The organism is Acinetobacter sp. NEB 394 (assembly GCF_013374795.1).
Lineage (GTDB): Bacteria > Pseudomonadota > Gammaproteobacteria > Pseudomonadales > Moraxellaceae > Acinetobacter > Acinetobacter johnsonii.
This window is the reverse complement of the sequence record NZ_CP055277.1, coordinates 890232-909642: the sequence shown is the minus strand read 5'-3', so window position 1 is coordinate 909642 and position 19411 is coordinate 890232. Positions and strand designations below refer to the sequence as shown.

At 41.2% G+C, this 19411-nt stretch carries 18 protein-coding genes; 7 read left to right on the top strand and 11 right to left on the bottom strand.

What is annotated here, in order from left to right; genetic code table 11:
- Positions 1–68 precede the first annotated feature (68 nt).
- The 4 genes from HUK62_RS04180 (at position 69) to rsfS (ending at position 3057) form a co-directional block, all read left to right on the top strand.
- Positions 69–857, top strand: coding sequence for a crotonase/enoyl-CoA hydratase family protein (locus tag HUK62_RS04180; protein WP_176537169.1), 789 nt, complete (start codon positions 69–71; stop codon positions 855–857).
- A gap of 34 nt (positions 858–891) precedes the next feature.
- The gene (locus HUK62_RS04175; RefSeq protein WP_176537168.1) at positions 892–1767 is read left to right on the top strand and encodes an NAD(P)-dependent oxidoreductase; all 876 of its coding nucleotides are present in this window, start codon (positions 892–894) and stop codon (positions 1765–1767) included.
- Between the two features lie 15 nt (positions 1768–1782).
- Complete coding sequence (locus HUK62_RS04170) at positions 1783–2577, top strand: TIM barrel protein (protein ID WP_176537167.1); 795 nt, start codon at positions 1783–1785, stop codon at positions 2575–2577.
- A gap of 75 nt (positions 2578–2652) precedes the next feature.
- Entirely contained in the window at positions 2653–3057 is a 405-nt protein-coding gene (rsfS, locus tag HUK62_RS04165) for a ribosome silencing factor (RefSeq protein ID WP_004692321.1), read from the top strand.
- Between the two features lie 47 nt (positions 3058–3104).
- Here rsfS and HUK62_RS04160 read toward each other — a convergent pair whose 3' ends face one another.
- The 6 genes from HUK62_RS04160 to HUK62_RS04135 all read right to left on the bottom strand — a co-directional run bounded on the left by HUK62_RS04160 (position 3105) and on the right by HUK62_RS04135 (position 8971).
- Positions 3105–3713: a hypothetical protein gene (locus HUK62_RS04160; RefSeq protein WP_176537166.1), complete on the bottom strand. Its 609-nt coding sequence runs from the start codon at positions 3711–3713 to the stop codon at positions 3105–3107.
- Positions 3714–3729: 16 nt separating this feature from the next.
- The gene (locus tag HUK62_RS04155) at positions 3730–5067 is read right to left on the bottom strand and encodes an ammonium transporter (protein WP_176537165.1); all 1338 of its coding nucleotides are present in this window, start codon (positions 5065–5067) and stop codon (positions 3730–3732) included.
- 184 nt (positions 5068–5251) lie between these two features.
- Positions 5252–5953, bottom strand: a complete 702-nt coding sequence (locus tag HUK62_RS04150) for an FG-GAP repeat protein (RefSeq protein WP_176537164.1) — start codon at positions 5951–5953, stop codon at positions 5252–5254.
- 97 nt (positions 5954–6050) lie between these two features.
- Positions 6051–7505 (bottom strand): NAD(P)(+) transhydrogenase (Re/Si-specific) subunit beta, encoded by a 1455-nt coding sequence (locus HUK62_RS04145; RefSeq protein WP_004692329.1) that lies wholly within the window; start codon positions 7503–7505, stop codon positions 6051–6053.
- Between the two features lie 3 nt (positions 7506–7508).
- On the bottom strand, positions 7509–7832 hold the full coding sequence (locus HUK62_RS04140; protein WP_004692331.1) for a proton-translocating transhydrogenase family protein: 324 nt from the start codon (positions 7830–7832) through the stop codon (positions 7509–7511).
- Between the two features lie 11 nt (positions 7833–7843).
- Entirely contained in the window at positions 7844–8971 is a 1128-nt protein-coding gene (locus tag HUK62_RS04135) for an NAD(P) transhydrogenase subunit alpha (protein ID WP_125274079.1), read from the bottom strand.
- 1065 nt (positions 8972–10036) lie between these two features.
- Between HUK62_RS04135 and HUK62_RS04130 the strand changes: the two genes are divergently transcribed.
- On the top strand, positions 10037–11227 hold the full coding sequence (locus tag HUK62_RS04130; protein WP_176537163.1) for an MFS transporter: 1191 nt from the start codon (positions 10037–10039) through the stop codon (positions 11225–11227).
- A 61-nt stretch (positions 11228–11288) separates the two neighbouring features.
- Here the strand turns inward: HUK62_RS04130 and HUK62_RS04125 are convergent, their stop codons facing one another.
- Both HUK62_RS04125 and HUK62_RS04120 read right to left on the bottom strand, forming a co-directional pair.
- Positions 11289–11933, bottom strand: a complete 645-nt coding sequence (locus HUK62_RS04125; protein WP_151836233.1) for a HEPN domain-containing protein — start codon at positions 11931–11933, stop codon at positions 11289–11291.
- A 723-nt stretch (positions 11934–12656) separates the two neighbouring features.
- The gene (locus tag HUK62_RS04120; RefSeq protein WP_267314095.1) at positions 12657–12896 is read right to left on the bottom strand and encodes an abortive infection family protein; all 240 of its coding nucleotides are present in this window, start codon (positions 12894–12896) and stop codon (positions 12657–12659) included.
- 110 nt (positions 12897–13006) lie between these two features.
- Between HUK62_RS04120 and HUK62_RS04115 the strand changes: the two genes are divergently transcribed.
- Positions 13007–14136, top strand: a protein-coding gene (locus HUK62_RS04115; protein WP_176537162.1) for an IS3-like element ISAcsp5 family transposase whose coding sequence is annotated in 2 segments (ribosomal slippage) — positions 13007–13259 and positions 13259–14136 — 1131 coding nt in all. Because the reading frame shifts where the segments join, the coding sequence is not laid out codon by codon here.
- Between the two features lie 155 nt (positions 14137–14291).
- Complete coding sequence (locus HUK62_RS04110; protein ID WP_110976010.1) at positions 14292–14792, top strand: YqhA family protein; 501 nt, start codon at positions 14292–14294, stop codon at positions 14790–14792.
- A 350-nt stretch (positions 14793–15142) separates the two neighbouring features.
- On the opposite strand, the gene HUK62_RS04105 is transcribed toward HUK62_RS04110, so the two are convergent.
- The 3 genes from HUK62_RS04105 to radA all read right to left on the bottom strand — a co-directional run bounded on the left by HUK62_RS04105 (position 15143) and on the right by radA (position 19253).
- Positions 15143–16015 (bottom strand): IS5 family transposase, encoded by an 873-nt coding sequence (locus HUK62_RS04105; protein WP_176537161.1) that lies wholly within the window; start codon positions 16013–16015, stop codon positions 15143–15145.
- A 206-nt stretch (positions 16016–16221) separates the two neighbouring features.
- Positions 16222–17682 (bottom strand): helix-turn-helix domain-containing protein, encoded by a 1461-nt coding sequence (locus HUK62_RS04100; RefSeq protein WP_176537160.1) that lies wholly within the window; start codon positions 17680–17682, stop codon positions 16222–16224.
- Between the two features lie 179 nt (positions 17683–17861).
- A complete protein-coding gene (radA, locus tag HUK62_RS04095; protein WP_161419588.1) occupies positions 17862–19253 on the bottom strand; it encodes a DNA repair protein RadA in 1392 nt (463 codons plus the stop codon).
- Positions 19254–19411 lie beyond the last annotated feature (158 nt).

The window sequence follows — 19411 nt, the reverse complement described above, 5'->3', positions numbered from 1 at the left end:
CTTGGTGTCATTTATCCACACGGGAGCTATGCTATGCTCCGTGCCAGCAAAAAATAAGAGTTCTCATCATGGCTTTACTTCGCATTGAAAACAAAAACGGCATTGCCACTGTTTCACTTAACCGTCCAGACAAACGCAATGCGATGAGTTTCGACCTGTTGCGCGAATTGGTTAAAACTGCTGAAAAAATTAAAAAAGACCGCAGCATTCGCTGTGTCATCCTTACTGGTGAAGCGCAAGTCTTTAGTGCAGGCATTGATCTTGCCGATTTGAACAATCCGAAGAATCGTGCCTATGCCGCGTGGGAACTGATCAAACCTGGACAAAGCCTCTTTCAAAAAGCCTTCCTAATTTGGCAAGAACTGCCTGTTCCTGTGATTGCCGCGATTGAAGGGTTTTGCTTTGGCGCTGGCATGCAATTGGCTTTAGCGGCAGATATTCGTGTGGCACACCCTGCAACCAAAATGTCGATTATGGAAAGCCGTTGGGGACTCGTTCCGGATATGGGACTAACGCGTTCTTTGAAAGGTTTGATCGGACTAGATCTTGCCAAAGAATTAACACTTACGGCACGTATTTTCGATGCAGCTTATGCCAAAGAAATTGGCTTAGTCACACATCTTGATGAATCACCGCTTGCTAAAGCTCAAGCCATTGCAGAAGAAATGTTACAACGCTCACCAGATGCGCTCATGGCCTCTAAATATGTGCTAGATGCGATGCAGCATGAGCCTAAAAAATCCTTACGTTTGGAAAAAATTTGGCAACTCAAATTACTGTTAGGTAAAAATAGCCAAATCGCACGTAAGAAAGATAAACAACCCGACGTGCAGTATCTACCACGCCAATACAAATAATAGTATTTAACCACTGACAAACAAAGAGGGTCCCATGAGTTTCGATCGACACACTAAAATTGCATTTCTCGGCATGGGACTCATGGGAAGCCGTATGGCCACCCGCTTACTTCAAGCAGGTTTTGAGGTCGCTGTATGGAACCGTACCAGTAGCGCCTGCGACGCACTCATTGATTTGGGAGCGACAGACTTAGCGCTACAGAGTATTGCTGAATATCCCGTAGTTCTGACCTGTTTAGCTGATGACAAAGCCGCACTCAGCGTTTATGAACAAATCGAACCGTTTTTGACGGCGAAGCAAGTAATCATCGACTTTTCCAGTCTTTCGGTGGAGCAAACCCTGAGTCTTGCAGCACGTGCCGAACAAAAACAGGTGCAATGGATCGACTCACCTGTTTCAGGGGGAACTATCGGTGCGGAACAAGGTACGCTGGTCATCTTTGCTGGTGGCGATGCACAGACGATTCAAGACTTGTCTTTGATTTATAATATCTTGTCGCAACGTGTCACCTGTATGGGCGACATTGGAACAGGACAAGCCACCAAAATTTGTAATCAACTGATTGTGGCAGCAAATAGCACTCTGATTGCAGAAGCGGTTGCTTTAGCAGCCAAAGCTGGCGTGGACACTCGCTTACTTGCACCTGCGCTTGCAGGTGGTTTTGCCGATTCGAAACCCTTCCAAATTTTAAGTCCACGTATGGCGACCCACCTGTTTGAGCCCGTACAGTGGAAAGTTCAAACCCTGTCCAAAGACTTGAACAATGCTGTGCAACTTGCTGCGCAGCACCAACTCGACATTCCTGTTGCAGCGCGAGCACTTCAGCAATTGCAAGCACACCAACAACAAGGCTATGCTGAAGCTGATCTTGCCTCAGTCATCTTACAAGTAGAACAACAAGCCAAATAAAATCAGGAGAAAATCATGACCAAACTTGCTGTAAATTTATCCATGATTTTTACCGAAGTACCGCTGCTTGAGCGTTTTGCTTTGGCTCAAACCGCTGGCTTTAAACATGTGGAAATCCAATTTCCCTACGAACTCAGCATTGAACAAATTCAAACTCAGCTTACGCTTCATGACTTAAGTCTCTGCCTTATTAACGTTCCTGCGGGTGACTTAATGACCGGTGGAAATGGACTCGCAGGCATCCCTGGCAAAGAGCTAGAGTTTCATCACGCTCTTCAGTTGGCAGTGCAATATGCCAGCGCACTCAAAGTGCCAAGTGTAAATATCCTTGCTGGCAAACAACCCTTAGATGCCGACCTACTGCCCTGTTTAAATACCTTGTCCAAAAACCTGAAACTGGCCTGCCACATGTTCAGTGAACATGACATTCAACCTGTCTTTGAAATGATCAACGGCACGGATATGCCGCGCTTCTTAGTGCAAAACATTGCCCAAGCACAGGAAATGCTAGAAGCAGTACAACATCCTGCACTTAAAATGCAATACGACTGCTATCACATGGCCATGATGGGTGAGGATGTGTTGCAAGGGCTACAAGAAAATATTCAAGCTATTGGTCACATCCAATTTGCAGACTGCCCGGGGCGGCATGAACCAGATACTGCACAAATTATGTATGCAAATATTTTTGAATGGCTACAACACAGCAGTTATGACGGTTTTATTGCGGCGGAATATCGACCAAAAACTGTTTCAACTCAGTCCTTTGCATGGAAGGCAAAATACTTTGCCGCACATCCTCAAAGTTGAGCCATTGCAGATTTGAAATTTTCGCCTAAAAACGCTATATTATAAGATGAGTTATTGTCCGGAAAAATTCCCTTTATGAATTTAGAACCATCGCCCAGCGCTTCTAATTCTCACGATTTCGCAATGAATACCCAAGCTGCCGACGTACAAGCTTGCTTAAAAGTTGTACATGAAGCCCTTGAAGATGTAAAAGCAAAAGATATTTTAGCGATTGATGTCAGCCTAATCAGCAACGTCGCTGATGCAATTGTGATTGCAAGCGGTACATCAACGCGTCACATCAAAGCACTTGCTGATAACGTTGCTGAAGAAGCACGTAAAGCAGGTTTTCGCCCTCTCGGTGTCGAAGGCGAACGTGATGCAGAATGGATCTTGATTGATCTTGGGTTTGTTGTTGTGCACGTGATGTTGCCAACAGCACGTCGTTTCTACGACTTAGAAAGCCTTTGGCGTGCAGCCCCAGAAGAAACTGTAGCCTAATATGAAAAGAGCGACCTGAAGGTCGCTTTTTTTATGTCTAATTTTATTTAAATTAAGCGATGCATATCGACCATTGGGTAACGCTCTTTCACTTGGCGCTTCACGTGGGCATAGAGTTGATCTGCTTTTGCTGGACCATAAAATTCACAATAATTTTCATAACAGACCGTCAAGACCTGCGCATATTGAGTCATGGGCAAAGCTTCGAGCACCGCTCGATCATTCAAGGCCTGATACTTATCGACCACAATGGATAAAGCCTCTAGCTGCATTTTCACCTCACGCTCAAACTCCTGCACATCAACGGCTTTGACTGCTTGACAGATATTTTGCATAAAAAACGTCAATGCATCGAGTAACTCTGCTCCCCCTTGTTCGCTTTTCGATGCTTTTGCAGATGGATTCAACAATACTTGTTTTTCAACTTGGGCCATCTCGGCCAAGACATTTTTGAGCATGTCTTTTCGAAAGTAACGTAATTCTTCTGTGGTGCAAATTTCACTCAAAAAACGATTCAGGACAAAGGAGGGTTGATCACCATATTTCGCTTCCCAGTGATTCAGTACTTGCTCTAAAAGTGTTCCTTGTAAGTACTGACTCAGTCCACGCTCGATCGCTTGGCGTTTTTGTAAAATAGTTAATGTTTCAGTCGACATGAGCTATCCTCTTTCATTAATGACGTTTGTTCATATCATCAGTTTCAAACGTCACATCACGCTGAAACTCGGGATAAGACAGTTCTGCATGTTCGGTATAGTCCAAGCCACGTTGTTCATGTTGTTTACTCACCCGCAAACCACCAAGAACGGCGTCTAAGATTTTAAAGACGATCAATGCCACACCAAAGCCCCATGCAAAGGCTGTCAAAATACCCAAGCCTTGTACCGCAATGATCCCCGCATTAAACATTTGGTTTTCAAAAAACAACCCCGCAGCCAATGTGCCCCATGCCCCACAAAAACCATGCACAGTCACCGCATCGACCACATCATCCAAGCGGAGTTTTTCCATCACCACTGGTAAAATACTGACCAGTACACCAGCAACCGCCCCACTGATGATGGCATACACTGGACTCATGGTTGCACAGCCCGCCGTAATTGCAACCAGCCCACCCAAGGAGGCATTAATGGTGCCGCGCATTAAAATTGCTTTACCACGTATTAGGGTATAAACCATATAGGCAACTGCCGAAGCACACGCCGCCAAATGTGTATTCAAGGCAATCCGCCCAATACTCACATCCGCCTTCACAGTAGAGGCCGCATTAAAACCAAACCATGCCAGCCATAGAACAAAACCGCCTAGCGCCACCAACGGTAAATTATGTCCTGCCAAATAATGGACCTGTCCATTGCGCCCAAACCGCCCTAAACGGGGTCCCAGTACAATAATTCCGGCTAAAGCCACCCATCCACCAATCGAATGCACCACCGTTGAACCAGCAAAGTCGATGAAGCCCATGGCTTTTAGCCAACCTTCACCATCAAATAAGCTCCCCCAAGCCCATGCACCAAAAATCGGGTAGATCAAACCACTGACCACCGCAGCACTCACGATATACGCCACAAAGTGAATCCGCTCAGCCATCGCCCCACTGGCAATCGTCGTGGCGGTGGCCGCAAACATCATTTGAAAGAACAAGAGGTTCCAGTGCCAGTCATCCATGGCATTGGGTGCAAAATGCGAAGTTCCTATCCAACCACTCGTATTGACACCAAACATCAAACCAAAGCCAATCAACCAAAAGACCAAGCCCCCTAAACACGCATCCATATAGTTTTTCATGAGTACATTAATGGTGTTTTTAGAGCGCACCGAACCACTTTCAATCAGGGCAAAACCTGCTTGCATGAAAAACACCAAGATGCCACCCAGCACCACCCAAACACTGTCAAGCGAGAGAAGAATTTCTTGAATATCTTGAGCCTGTGTTGGTAAGGACTCTGCGGCAAAACTGGGTAAGGCAATACAGCACACGAAGAAGAGTAAGTATTTTATTTTTTTCATGAATAATCCCCCAAAGATTATTCATCTCAACTGCAAAATCAATGCCAGTGTTCCAACACCTTACAGATATTTAATCATGATCCATGCCCACCAATATAAATGGACAATTCAAACAAGGTGAAAAAGCGATACACCATACAAGAGGTCAAAATGAATTTATAAGCGGATTGATAAAACATAGCTTTTAGTTTTTATAGTACTCATCCACAGCATAATAGTGGACCTTCTCTATCCAACGACCAAGATTCAGCATTCGCTCTGTCACTTTAACCTTTCCCGCTTGAACTGTTGCATCTTCAATAAATTCTCTGACTAAACTCAAGCCATGTTTAGGAATCACGATATATTCCGAACGGATGTGATAACAACATCCACTTTTATTGGAAGTTAAGATTCTTTTCTGTTTTGGATCGACCTCAAACATGCCCAAATTTTCATGGGTTAAGGCCGACAACTCCTCACTCAAAACAAATTTATTCTTGGTTCGATGAAAGACATAAACATCGTAGGTTGGTCCACCATAGGCACCATAGTTACCATTACGGATGGCGACATCTTCACTCCCGTCAAAGTTAAAGTCAGCAAAAATTAATGCGCTTTGCTCACCATAAAGCTGCACCACATTGACAGACGGTTTGTAAGTTTCGTCCAAATCTATCGTCAATTCAGCCGAGGAAAAATGCTGAAAGTGCTGTGTTGTCCCTTTTAGGTAAAGATCAATATTGGCTTGTCCATCACAGCTACTGTCCGTGCAGTTCGTCGTCATTTTTACATCATAGCGTTTCGATGCATTTTTTATTTCGAAGACCTGAGCCTGAGTAGCTTGACTCAAAACGCACCCACCAAAGATCAGCAGCACCTGAAACCAGATCTGATTTATGTTCATATTGTTTTCTTATTGAAAAGTTAAACATCATCTTAGCAAAAGCTGCAAACATAAAAAAACCACCCGAAGGTGGTCTTTATACACTCTAGGAGGAGGATTAGTGTCCACCACCATTGATTGCTTTGGTCATATCTTCAACCACTTTCTTCGCATCACCGAAGATCATCATGGTTTTTTCGTTATAGAACAAATCGTTGTCTAGACCTGCATAACCTGTCGCCATAGAACGTTTGATGACCATAATGGTACGTGCTTTATGTGCTTCAAGAATTGGCATGCCATAGATTGGAGATGTTGGGTCGTCTTTCGCCGCAGGGTTCACCACGTCGTTCGCACCAATCACAAGCACCACATCTGTTGCAGGGAAGTCTGAGTTAATCTCATCCATCTCTAAGATGTCTTCATAAGCCACGTCTGCTTCAGCCAAAAGTACGTTCATGTGACCCGGCATACGACCTGCAACTGGGTGAATGGCAAAGCGTACTTTTACACCTTGTTCTTTCAAGATTTCACACAGTTCTTTCACCGCATTTTGTGCACGACCTTGCGCCATACCATAACCCGGTACAATCACAACGCTGTCTGCATTTGACATCAAGAAGCCAGCGTCATCTGCTGAACCAGAACGATGGTTACGCTGTGCTTGTTCGCCTTTGTCCGCAGAAGCTACCGCTGTACCGCCCATTGCACCACCAAACAAAACGTTGATGATTGAACGGTTCATGGCTTTACACATGATGTAAGACAGAATCGCACCTGAAGAACCCACCAGTGAACCCGCAACGATCAACATATTGTTTTCAAGTGTGAAACCAATACCTGCTGCTGCCCAACCAGAGAAGGAGTTCAATAGCGATACCACCACCGGCATATCACCACCACCGACTGGTGCAATCCACACCCAACCGAATGCAAGAGCAAGTGCAGTCATAGCCCAAAATGCATTCATGTTGCCTGTTGTGAAGAAATACACACCACACGCCAACATTGCAAGGAAAATCAGTGCTTGTACAGGTTTAACCCATGCACCAGAAATGGTTTTCGCCCATTTTTTTGCAGCCAATTTACCATAAGCAAATACAGACGCTGTAAAGGTAATCGCACCGACGAAACAGCCCACGAACAATTCAAATAAATGAACCTTGCTCATGTGTGCATGTTGCACACCCGCAGCAGTTAATGCAGCTTCATTTTGTGCAAATAACGCAGTCAGTTGGTTGTTATGTAGAATTGCAGCAATTGCAATTAATACCGCAGCCAGACCCACCAAAGAGTGCATCAATGCGACCGTTTCAGGCATCTGCGTCATAGGTACAGTACGCGCACGGGCAATACCCACAATCGCACCCAGCACCATCGCACCGCCAATCATCCAAATCACAGGATGATCTGCCACAAAGAAGGTGGTCACTACAGCAATCGCCATTGCGATCATGCCGTAACGGTTACCTTGAATTGCCGTCTTCGGGCCAGACAAACCACGTAAAGTTAAGATAAAGAGGACAGCACCAATCAGGTAGAACCAATCCGCATAGTCTCGAATGAATTCCATATATTAGCCCTCTTTTTTCTTTTGCTTTGGCTTGAACATTTCAAGCATGCGCGCAGTTACTGCGAAGCCACCAAAAATATTGATACTTGCTAAGAACACCGCAATCGCACCTAAGATGCTCACCACATTCACACTTTGGAATGCAACATTCGCATCAACACCAATTGCAGGAATCCCCACCGTTTGAATCATTGCACCCACCACGATGATCGATGACAACGCATTGGTTACTGCCATAAGCGGTGTATGTAGTGCAGGCGTAACGCCCCACACGACGTAGTAGCCTACAAAGATGGCAAGGACGAAAATTGTAATTGTTTCAACCATGATCTATCTCCTTAACCACGCTTCAGCAGTACTTGACCGCCATGAGTTACTAGAAGGGCTTTTTGAATTTCTTCTTCAGGATTGATGGCAAAGTTTTTCTCTGCATCAAATAAAGTATCTAAGAAGTTCAAGACATTTCGTGCATACAAAGCAGAAGCTTCAGTGGAAACCGTAGACGGAATGTTTGGAATCCCTAAAATGGTCACACCGTTGTCAGTCACAACATTCTCACCATTTTTAGAGCCTTCAACGTTACCGCCTGTTTCAACAGCCATATCAAGGATGATTGAACCGGGTTTCATTTTGGCAACCGTTTCAGCTTTAATTAAGCGAGGTGCATCACGACCTGGTAAAAGTGCAGTGGTAATCACGATGTCAGCATTCGATACAGCTTTATCCACAATAATCGCTTGATCACGGATATAGTCTTCACCTGGCATCCAGCCATAACCGTTTTTCGCAGCATCGGCTGCTTTTTGCTGTTCTTCCGCTGACATAGGTACGTCTAACCATTTGCCACCCAAAGATTCCACTTGATCTTTTGCAGTCGGACGTAAATCCGTTGCTTCAACCACAGCACCCAAACGTTTTGCTGTCGCAATCGCTTGTAGACCTGCAACACCAACCCCCATGATCACGACACGTGCAGGTTTTACAGTACCCGCAGCCGTCATCAACATTGGGAACATGCGCTGGTACTCTGCTGCAGCAAGAAGCACTGACTTGTAGCCTGATAAGTTGGCTTGTGAAGATAATACGTCCATGTTCTGCGCACGAGATAAAGTTCGTGGCAGTAGCTCCAAAGCAAATGCAGACACGTGTTGTGATGCAAATTGATCAAGCTCCGTATTACGGTACGGGTCAAACATGGCAATAACCGATGTATTTGGCGCAAGCTTTTGAATTTCAGCACCCTGAGGGGCACGTACTTTCAAAATCATTTGGCTACCGGTATAGGCATCATCTGTCAGCGTAGCACCGACTTGCTCATAAGCACTGTCGATATAAGCAGCTTTCACACCTGCTCTACGTTCAATCACTACACTATGACCAGCACTGATCAACTTTTTTACCGTTTCTGGCGTTGCGGCTACACGATTTTCACCGACGACAGTTTCGGCTGGAATTCCGATCTGCATGAGCGTCCCTCAAGCTAGTTTTTCTTAAAGTAAACATCACCGATTAGGCAATGTTTTCTCACAGGATGTTCTTATGAATTTTTGGATTCTAATGAAACTTTTTTAAAATACCACCCACTATTTATTTAATAAATACCCATATACTGAACTGGTGATTCATAAAAAATATTGGGTGATATCTCGTTTATTTACTTTGAATCCGCTTAAAAATTGATTTATTTCTATTCAAATTCTGAGCTACAGATCTTTTTACACTAAAATCTGCACTTTTTTTGCACAAAACCAAGTCCTTTAATTCCGCAGTATTGATCTTTTTGACCAATCCAAGAATATGGACCGCCACGTTCACATTAACCCGAACCTGTTATTCATCGAGCTTTACCATCTGCCGTCGCGTAAACTTTGCAGGCATTGACTTGAATGACAGTTTTGCCCCATTTGCAAAAGCTTAGAATTGGCCTGTTCCTATGTTTCATCGATCAAAAATGCCAATGCTCAAAATTTAGTCCAACTGAAACGTGTATTTGAAATGGATCATATAAAAATACGAGGAGGGATTGATCACGTTTAAATAGATCTAAAACGCGGAACGACCAACAAAAATGTTTTTTTCATATTTTATGGGATGATAATGGCGTGCATTGACACACTAGCCTTAAGCAAAAACGCACCATAATTGAGCAAAAACACTTTGAATAGATGAATATTTCAACAATCAGCCCCAAATGCTTGGTATGCTTTATGAGTGAAAATGATCGAATGCAACAATTTCATACAAAATAGACGGGTGCGTTCAGAATTTTTTAAAGATTTTTATCATTTTTTGACAGGAAATTCGAAATATCATTATTTTTTGATTGTATTAGACGAAAATACTCTCCTGAGAACAGGTCATGCTATTTTCTGTGTCTTCATCTTCGACTCATTTTTTGATGCGGTCATTTCTCGCCTGTTTTAGGCTTTTGCCTCAGCTTCGTATACAATTTCTGAAACGATGCATCTATTTAGCTCACGCACGATGTAAACGTCTTTCTGAAAAAAATACTCCCTCATCAAAGGCTCATTATGAATACTTCTTTCGACATCAGTCGAGACAAATCTCTGCTCTGGCTGATGGCAATTGTCTGTGGCTTATGTGCAGGGGCAAACTATTATTGCCAGCCTTTGATTTCCTCTATTCAGCAAAGCTTTCAAGCCCCAGAAGAACAAGTGGCTTTGACCGTGACCTTTGCGCAAGTCTCCTATGCTTTGGGTTTACTGTTCATTGTGCCCTTAGGCGACATGCTGAACAAAGCCAAACTGATTCCATTCCTGATGTTTGGCGCATCTGCTGGACTGTTTATCTGTGCGACATCTACCAACTTATCGATGCTCTGGCTGGGTACCATTATTACGGGACTCTTTTCTGTCGCAGCACAAGTGCTGATTCCTCTGGCTACGATGGCAGTCAAACCTGAAAAAACGGGAGAAGTGGTCGGTTTCCTTATGAGTGGCTTATTGGTCGGGATTTTACTATCGACCAGTGTGGCTGGATTACTCTCAGACTTATGGCACTGGAAAATGATTTATGTGCTGAGTGGCATCGCCATGTTTGCTTTGGCCCTTCTGATGAAAGGAAAACTGCCTCAACTACCAAAACTTAAAATCACCTATTTCGACATTTTTAAGTCCATGGGGAGTCTGCTGCAACAAGAGCCTCGTTTGGTGTTTCGCTCAATCACGGGTGGATTTGCTTTTGCAGCTATGAGTATGCTGTTTTCAACCATTGCACTACTTTTAACCTCTGAGCCATTTCAACTTTCGGATGTCTTAGTCGGCGTGGTAACTTTGGTCGGCGTATTTGGTGCACTCTCCACTCAGTGGATTGGTAAATGGGCCGATCGCGGTTATACCCTGCTTTTGACTTGGGTCGGCTGCGGGACGTTAGCCCTCAGTTGGGTGTTCCTATATTTAGGCGGGAGTTCACTCATCAGCTACATCATCGGTTATGCACTGATTAACTTAGGGCTTGCAACCACACACAGTTGTAACCAAAACGTGATTTTCCGTTTAAGCCCCGATGCGAAGTCGCGGGTGAACTCCATCTATATGACCTTATATTTTATTGGTGGTGCGTGTGGCTCGGCGCTGGGTGTCTATGCATGGCATCACGGCGGCTGGAGTAGTACGTGTTTAGTCGGTATTACACTGGTGATGATGGCGGGTGTCTTTGCTCTGCTGGATACCCTATATAGCAAAAAACAGAGTATTGCTTAACCTTCAAAAAGACAGTTTACTCAGTAAACTGTCTTTTTGTTTGGGCACTTCATTTTGAGCGCTAACTGACCTGAGCCACTGGGTAAAATGGTTTACCCAAGTCGAGACTATCGGCATTCTCCAAAGCAATGTACAAAAATGCGGGCAGCAAAGCAGATAAAATTTGACAGCCATCTTGTAGCTGCTTGCGATTCAATGAACTCTTATAGGTTGAACCGCCATGCATCAGCTGATTTCTCAAGGTATATAAACGGTTAAACAGTACCAATAAAATATCGACCGAATGCTTCTGTTGTAGCGCTTTCGCCACTTTTTTCTTTTCTTGTTCAAGCTGAGCCTTACAGACCTCTAAACCAATTTTCTTATTTTGATAGTCCCAATAGCCTTGATAGGTGTATTGGTTGTCTAAGAGCATACGAATGGGTTGACTAAACTTGTCCCATAAAATGCTATAAATTCTATGATCGACATCATGCTGGCAAATTAAATGTAAGAACTGACGTAAACTCTGTTTGTCCTGACTTTGCCCCAAGTCTTGTGCATATATCGCATTGAAAGAAATCCAGAGGCTGATAAATTGCAAATCGGGATCATGATCGAGCAGGAATGCTTGCTTTAACCAACTCAGCCCACGATGTATTCTCAGATTAAACTCATCACTCTGTTGTATTTTTTTAGTTTTAAAAATTTCTTCTAAAAGCAACATCGGCTTTTCCTATACTTTATTCTTCTATATATTCAACATACTGAATGATTAAGCTAAATTCAATTTAATCCTGCTAGGACATAATGATTGATAAATCCCACAAGTTCAGTGTGAATGTTCTATCGAAAAAAACATTCTGTTTTCTATATTTGAATGTATCTAATGAATATTGGCTGCTCCTCTTACCATTAATTATAAGTTCTAAGGTTGATAAAAGCAGATAATACCTCTCAATGAATGTATTCCATTTTTGTGATAGTATTGCGTGCTATCGGAAATACCTGAATAAAAATGAAGCACCGAGTTTCATTTTTCGTCCACTCCCAAAGATCCTCCTATCGGTAATGAATGCATTTCAGCTCATTACATTGTGCTGTATCGTGCTCAATAAATGGATTGATGCTTTGGCTTTGCGACATCTGATTTTCATGTAATTTCCCACATATTTCTTTGCACCGCTTCTGCTCCAAGACATACATTAACCGTGTATTTGCAGATAGAAGCTAACGAACACTGATCAAGAGCCTGATTTTTTAATGAATACTGACAAAACCATTGAAACCCCTCAATCTCCGCGAATCAGTGTTGCCCCGATGATGGATTGGACACTTAAAACAGATTTAACTAACTAAATCAAAAACTTAATTAAATAATATTCTTAGAATGGCGTAAAAATGGCGTAAATTTTCTATTAAAAATATTTACATATTTTACTAAATACTTTTAGATCGCAATTTTATTCTTTTTGTGACTCCATGATTCAAGTAAAAATAGTGCGATAGTATGAGCAGAATGAATAGCAAGTCTGGCATGTCTAGGCTGCAAATTATACGTCCGAATACCCGCTCCATGTGCAGAACTCGCATGAGTCCTTAGCGCAGAAATACCGTCGACTGTACTTAATATCCCTGATATTATTTTTAATATATCTTCATCCTCAATGGAATCTGTACTGATATTCAAATCTTTTCTAACAACTGTAAATTGATGTGGGTCTAGGATTTTAGACCATGCCTATAAGTGATAATCTACTCCCCAATAAGCATGGGAAATGCTTGTTTTTGGAGTCAATCATGACACGAAGAAAACGTCGTAATCATTCAGCAGAGTTTAAAGTTAAAGTTGCTCTCGCAGCAATTAAAGGCGATCACACACTCGCTGAACTTTCTACTCAATTCGATTTACATCAAAACCAAATCATTGATTGGAAAAATCAACTGCTTGAACAATCAGTCAATATTTTTTCAGGACCAACAGCACAACAAGAACCTGAGATTGACCTCAAAGCTCTACATGCCAAGATAGGACATCAGGCATTGCAAATTGATTTTTTAGAAGGTGCGCTCAGAAAAATAGGGCAGCTGAGCGGCAAAAAATGATCGATAAGACCCATCAACTTTCGGTACGACAACAATCACAGTTGATTCAAATCAATCGCAGTACGTTGTATTACAAGCCCAAAGAGATTTCATTAACTGATTTGAGTTTGATGCGTCTGATTGATGAAATTCATCTCGACTACCCATTTATGGGCAGTCGAATGATACGAGATATGCTACAGCGTCAAGGACATCAAATAGGTCGGCGTAAAGTTCGACGTTTAATGCGCTTGATGGGAATACATGCCTTGTATCCAAAACCCAATACCAGTAAGCCTAATCTTGCACACCGTATTTTCCCATATCTGTTGAAAAACACGGTCATAGATCACTCTAATCAAGTCTGGTGTACAGATATCACGTACATTCCTATGGCTAAAGGCTTTGTCTATCTGTGTGCAATTATAGATTGGCATAGTCGTAAAGTACTGGCTCATCGTGTATCGATCAGTATGGAAACAGACTTTTGCATAGATGCGTTGCAAGAAGCAATTGTGAAATATGGTTGTCCTGAAGTCTTTAATACAGACCAAGGCAGTCAATTCACAAGCGAGGCATTTTTGAATGAGTTAAAATTGCGAAATATCCGTATCAGTATGGATGGGAAAGGACGATGGATGGATAATGTAATGATTGAGCGTTTATGGCGCAGCGTGAAGCATGAGGAAGTCTATTTGAAGGCTTACGATACGGTTAAACAAGCGAAACAATCAATTGCTGAATATTTGGATTTTTATAACATGATACGTCCTCATTCAAGTTTGAATAAGGCAACACCGAATGAATTTTATGATCAACATTTACTAAAAGTAATGGCAGCATAATTTAAATATTTAGAGCGGATTTATCACTTATAAAACTGAATTGAGTGGTCTAATTAACGGAACCACATTAGTCTTCTTCATTTTCAAATCAATTTCTTATCCGCGATTTTGATTAATAGTTGTTTGTTTTTTTTCATTTTAAGGGATGTTATCAAGTGCTACAAAATTTTTTTGAAAAGAGTAGATTTTTAGTTATTATAGTTATTATAAATTGCATAATATCTTCTATTTTTTTATATTTATCAACTATATATCTTCTAATTGATGCAATAATTTTTATTATAAAAAATATATATGCAACTAATTTTGAAGTAAAAATAGTTGTTGTTAAATTTTTAAAAATCCTCGATGTCTCGTTAATTGCTATTACATTTCATTTAATTTCAGCAGGTTTTTATAAATTATTTATTCAACAAGCTATTTTTGACAATAGTTCTTTTCTTAAGACACTATCAATTAATAAGTTTCATGATCTAAAAGTTATTATATTACATGTATCTATTATAGTTATAGTCATCTTGTTTTTAGAAGATATTGTTGTTTTTGGTGGAACTTTAGCCAACTTATATGCTGGTATTTCTTCTAGCCTAGTCATATTAGCAATAATTTTTACTTGTAAGCTATTAGATAATGATCATCACAAAGACGATGAATAACTTAAATCGCAAGGACTCATTTAGAATTACTCTTTTCATTTGAGCATTTAATCGAAGTTAAGATTAGAGATCGTCATGTATTGAGAAAAAATGTCTGATTCAAACTTCACTAAACTCAAAATTGCATCAAAGATTGCAGCTTCAAATAGAAATACTGCACTCTTTTTTTAATCAAAAAATCTGCATGCTTGGTTTTTCCATAAGAAAAAAACCAAAAAATGATCCAATATTCTTAGAAACTGCCAAAAATTTTCTAAAAAAATCCCGATCAGGATTCGGAACTTTTCTAACTCCAAATGGCTTTGGTGCACAAAGATTTAAAAAATAGAACTACCCTAAGCGACTCAAATTTAAGTGACAACTTGGGTATGAGCTCGGCCTAATTCCATAAATTTATTTAACACTGCCACACGTGCATGAATCTCATTCACCTGGCTTTGAAAACTCCGTGCACTGAGTTTATCTCCCAATAATTTGATGCGATGCATCTTGGTTTCGAACAAGCTTCGGCGATGATACCCAGACCACTTTTTCCAAATTGCTCTTCCTAGGCATTTAACCGTTTTCAACAATTCATTTCTTTCTAAAGATCTCAGCTTTTTGTCTTTCCAGGGCTTCGCATTTTTTCTTGGCGGAATCACCGCATGTGCCTGTCGATCTGAAATGACTTTTCTGCAGTGTTTCGTGTCATAAGCACCATCTGTATAGACAGAATCAATCTGCTCATCAAGTGGAATTTGATCAAGTAAATCCTCGAGTACTTGTGAATCACTGACATTGTTTGTCGTGAGCTGAACGGCCCGTATTTGCAGCGTTTCAGCATCTATACCAATATGCAGTTTACGCCATTGGCGACGATATTCAGGCTGATGTTTCTTACGTTTCCATTCACCTTCACCTAAAAACTTCAAGCCAGTAGAGTCGACGAGTAGGTGGAGACCATCACGACTTTTTTGATAGCGAATTGCAATATCAATATGCTTTTGTCTTCTACAAATAGTCGAATAATCTGGCGCTGTCCAATCTAATCTACAAAGTTTAATGAGGCTCTGAACAAAGCCAGTGACCATGCGTAAAGAGAGTCGAAATAGTGATTTGATCATAAGGCAGCATTGAATAGCCGCATCAGAATAAGTTTGATTTCTACCATGTTTGCCTTTTGGTTGTGCATACCATTGAGTAGTCGGGTCAAACCAGATCAAGATATTTCCTCGATTCACCAAAGCTCGGTTGTAAGAAGACTAATTGGTTGTGCGATAGGTTTTAGGTGCGGGCTTATTCATTTGAGAATTATATTGCTAGATAAGCCTTTACAGATAGGTTTGTGCAACAAAGCCATTCATCACTAAAATCAAATGTCGAACATGATCGCCAGCTTGTACGGTAGCTTGATCGGCAACATGTACGGTGGCTCGATAAACAACTAAAATTACTCAATTTCTTTTTTAACTAACCAATACCCACGTGTTCCACCAACACGCTCAAGCCAACCTGCATCTTTTAAATGATTGAGGTGCTTTTTTACTGCCGAATTATTGATACCCAACTGTACCGCCATATCACGATAAGAAATTTTAGGATTTTGTTGAATTAAAACTAAAATCTCATTTTGTCGGTCAGTCAATATTTCAGTGTTTACCATTGAGCCACCTGAATCTTCGATTGAGCCACCTGAATCTTCGATTGAGCCACCTATTGAGCTACCTGAATCTTCGATTGAGCCACCTATTGAACCACCTAATGACTCAATCACAGGACGATATAACTTCACATCAAAAAAATCACCAGTTTCCAAAAATTCAGGTGTGGTTAAATGTTCTGCTTCACAGATTTGTTTTATCCGTTGCAGACCACTACCCCAATGCTCAATATAACCTAGCTCTCTAAACACACGAGCCAATACCCGATTACGAATTTCTGAACGTCCTTGCAACAAATCTGCTTCAGTTAAACCATTAGGTAATCCACCTGGAGATACAATATTGATCAAATCATCATAAACAGCAACTTTAATATTGCGTCCAAAATTACTATAGTCCCGATGAACATAAGCATTGACTAAGGCTTCACGGATGGCATTTTCTGGAATTTCCAAATAATCGTAACGCTTTAATCCACGAATTTCGGCACGCAAAGACAAATGATTTTTAATAAAAATTTCTGTTTGCTCAATTTGAGAAAACAAATCCCCTGTATATTCTTTACGATCTAAAAACACGCTCATATTTGTGCCTTTAAATCGGGCACACTGGGTCATGACATGCTCATATTTACCCAATAAAATCAATAAGCCATGACTGGCATAATGCTGCCCTTGTTCCTCTATAACCAACTTTAGGTTCAGCATTTTTTCTAAGGTAAGTGCCTTATCAGCAGCTTTAAAAGCCGTTTCCAATACTGTTAAATCTAGTTTTTCTAAAGGGTATTGATAATTTGCTAACGAATCAAAACTCACATTGAGGCGTTGCAATTCCAGTTGTTGAATATTCTCAGGTGATGCGACACGGTTACTTGCACCTAAGCGGATATACGTACCTTGCTCACGCCCCACAGATTTAAGATAGTATGGAAATAAACTTCCCCGAGCCACTTCCACAACCAATAATTCTACGCCTGCAATATTTTCAATATAGATTTGTGCTGCCAGTTGCGGACTGCACAACTCATAAATCATTGAGGTAATTTTATCTTGCAGGTCAAAGATATCTTCTCGAATCCCAACCAACTGCCGATCATCCGAAACCCCAACAATCAACTTACCACCACTACTATTTGCAAAGGCGATTAAAGTCTTGGCGATTTGCTGGCCTTTAGGTAACTGCTGTTTAAACTCTAGCGTCTTGCTTTCGCCTTTTTGAATTTCTAGCAGTAGTGGATGTTCAGCATTCATTAGCTATCTTTCAATTCTCTTCAGTATGGATTTTCAATACGGTAATACTGGCAATAAATTAAGTAGATACCACAACAAAATTTTACCTGTACCATAATCGCTACTTTACTAGATGAAGCTCATTTTTTACAGCAAACGCCGTAGATAATGTCAGGTAAAACCAATTTGATCTATCCTACTTACTCAAGCTGCTCACTATTTTGATCAAAAACAATTTGTAAGACTTGGTACAGATACTCCACAGCAATCACTCGCATAGAGTCCAAAGCTTGCTTTGGCTGATTCACTTTAGGTACGACTACAGTTTTAAATCCGTTCTTTTGTGCTTCCTTTATACGTTCCTGTGCATTGGGTACAGACCGAATCTCGCCAGACAAACCTACTTCACCAAACACAGCCATATCGTGAGGTAAGGGTTGATTTTTTAGGCTCGATACACAAGCCAATAGAACAGCTAAATCTGACGCTGTTTCTGTAATTTTCAATCCACCCACAATATTGACATAGACATTATGTTCAAGAATATCCACGTTGGCTTGTTCTTTCATAATGGTCAACAGCAAAGTAAGGCGATTATACTCCAGTCCTAAAATAAGTTGTCTAGGTGTAGTTTTTGTTTCACTCACTAAAGCCTGTACTTCGACTAAAAATGGTCGCACCCCATTTCGACTGACCATGACAACAGAACCAGCAACTGCCTCACCATAGCGATCCAAGAAAATCGTTGCCGGATTTATAACTTCCCTTAGCCCCTGATCTGTCATCTCAAAAACACTTAATTCATTTACAGCCCCAAAGCGGTTTTTAACAGCTCTCATCATTCGATACTGTAAGTCACTTTGCCCCTCAAAATACAATACGCAATCAACCATGTGTTCCAGTACACGAGGGCCAGCCAATACACCATCTTTGGTCACATGACCAACAATAAGTAAAGACATCCCTCTTTGTTTTGCAAGTCGGGTTAAAATTGCAGCAGATTCTTTAATTTGTGATGTACTGCCTGATGCAGCAGGAATAGCCTCCGTATATAAAGTTTGAATGGAATCCAAAATCACCATAGAAGTTTTTTGTTCCGTTAATATCTCACAAATGCGTTCTACTTTCGTTTCTGCCATGACATCCAGTCTGTCCAGTGGCAAACCTAATCGTTTAGCCCGCATAGCAACTTGTGACAGTGACTCCTCCCCTGTGATATATAAAACCGATTGATTTTCTGCGATATGCGTAGCAGTTTGTAAAAGTAGCGTTGATTTGCCTATGCCAGGATCACCACCAATTAATACCACTGATCCAGTGACTAGCCCACCACCTAATACACGATCAAATTCTCCTATACCTGTTGAACACCTAAGTTCCTGACTCATCTTCACCATATTTAATTTGGTAATATGATGTTGTTGTCCTGCATAGCCAGAATGACTTAAACCTGCTGTAGCCCGATGTTGAGCCTTTCGTTCAACTGTTGTTTTGCTGAAACTATTATATGCTCCACATTGAAGACACTCTCCAATCCAAATATCCTCCTCCTTGCCACAATCACGACATACATAAACTGTAATTTTAGCCACTGTAAAAACTCTAGTTTTTAATTACCTAAAGCACCTTATCAAGTTGATTTTTCAATCTCAAGTAAGGCGGTGAAATAAGGGGGAATTAGTTGAAAATGGAGGGGAAATGTTCTTTTAAAAATGAATTGAAAGGTAAATGACTACAAATAGATTCAAAA

Coding starts and splice junctions, on each gene's coding strand:
- HUK62_RS04180 (WP_176537169.1), top strand. CDS start 69: ATGGCTTTACTTCGCATTGAAAACAAAAACGGCATTGCCACTGTTTCA.
- HUK62_RS04175 (WP_176537168.1), top strand. CDS start 892: ATGAGTTTCGATCGACACACTAAAATTGCATTTCTCGGCATGGGACTC.
- HUK62_RS04170 (WP_176537167.1), top strand. CDS start 1,783: ATGACCAAACTTGCTGTAAATTTATCCATGATTTTTACCGAAGTACCG.
- rsfS (WP_004692321.1), top strand. CDS start 2,653: ATGAATTTAGAACCATCGCCCAGCGCTTCTAATTCTCACGATTTCGCA.
- HUK62_RS04160 (WP_176537166.1), bottom strand. CDS start 3,713: ATGTCGACTGAAACATTAACTATTTTACAAAAACGCCAAGCGATCGAG.
- HUK62_RS04155 (WP_176537165.1), bottom strand. CDS start 5,067: ATGAAAAAAATAAAATACTTACTCTTCTTCGTGTGCTGTATTGCCTTA.
- HUK62_RS04150 (WP_176537164.1), bottom strand. CDS start 5,953: ATGAACATAAATCAGATCTGGTTTCAGGTGCTGCTGATCTTTGGTGGG.
- HUK62_RS04145 (WP_004692329.1), bottom strand. CDS start 7,505: ATGGAATTCATTCGAGACTATGCGGATTGGTTCTACCTGATTGGTGCT.
- HUK62_RS04140 (WP_004692331.1), bottom strand. CDS start 7,832: ATGGTTGAAACAATTACAATTTTCGTCCTTGCCATCTTTGTAGGCTAC.
- HUK62_RS04135 (WP_125274079.1), bottom strand. CDS start 8,971: ATGCAGATCGGAATTCCAGCCGAAACTGTCGTCGGTGAAAATCGTGTA.
- HUK62_RS04130 (WP_176537163.1), top strand. CDS start 10,037: ATGAATACTTCTTTCGACATCAGTCGAGACAAATCTCTGCTCTGGCTG.
- HUK62_RS04125 (WP_151836233.1), bottom strand. CDS start 11,933: ATGTTGCTTTTAGAAGAAATTTTTAAAACTAAAAAAATACAACAGAGT.
- HUK62_RS04100 (WP_176537160.1), bottom strand. CDS start 17,682: ATGAATGCTGAACATCCACTACTGCTAGAAATTCAAAAAGGCGAAAGC.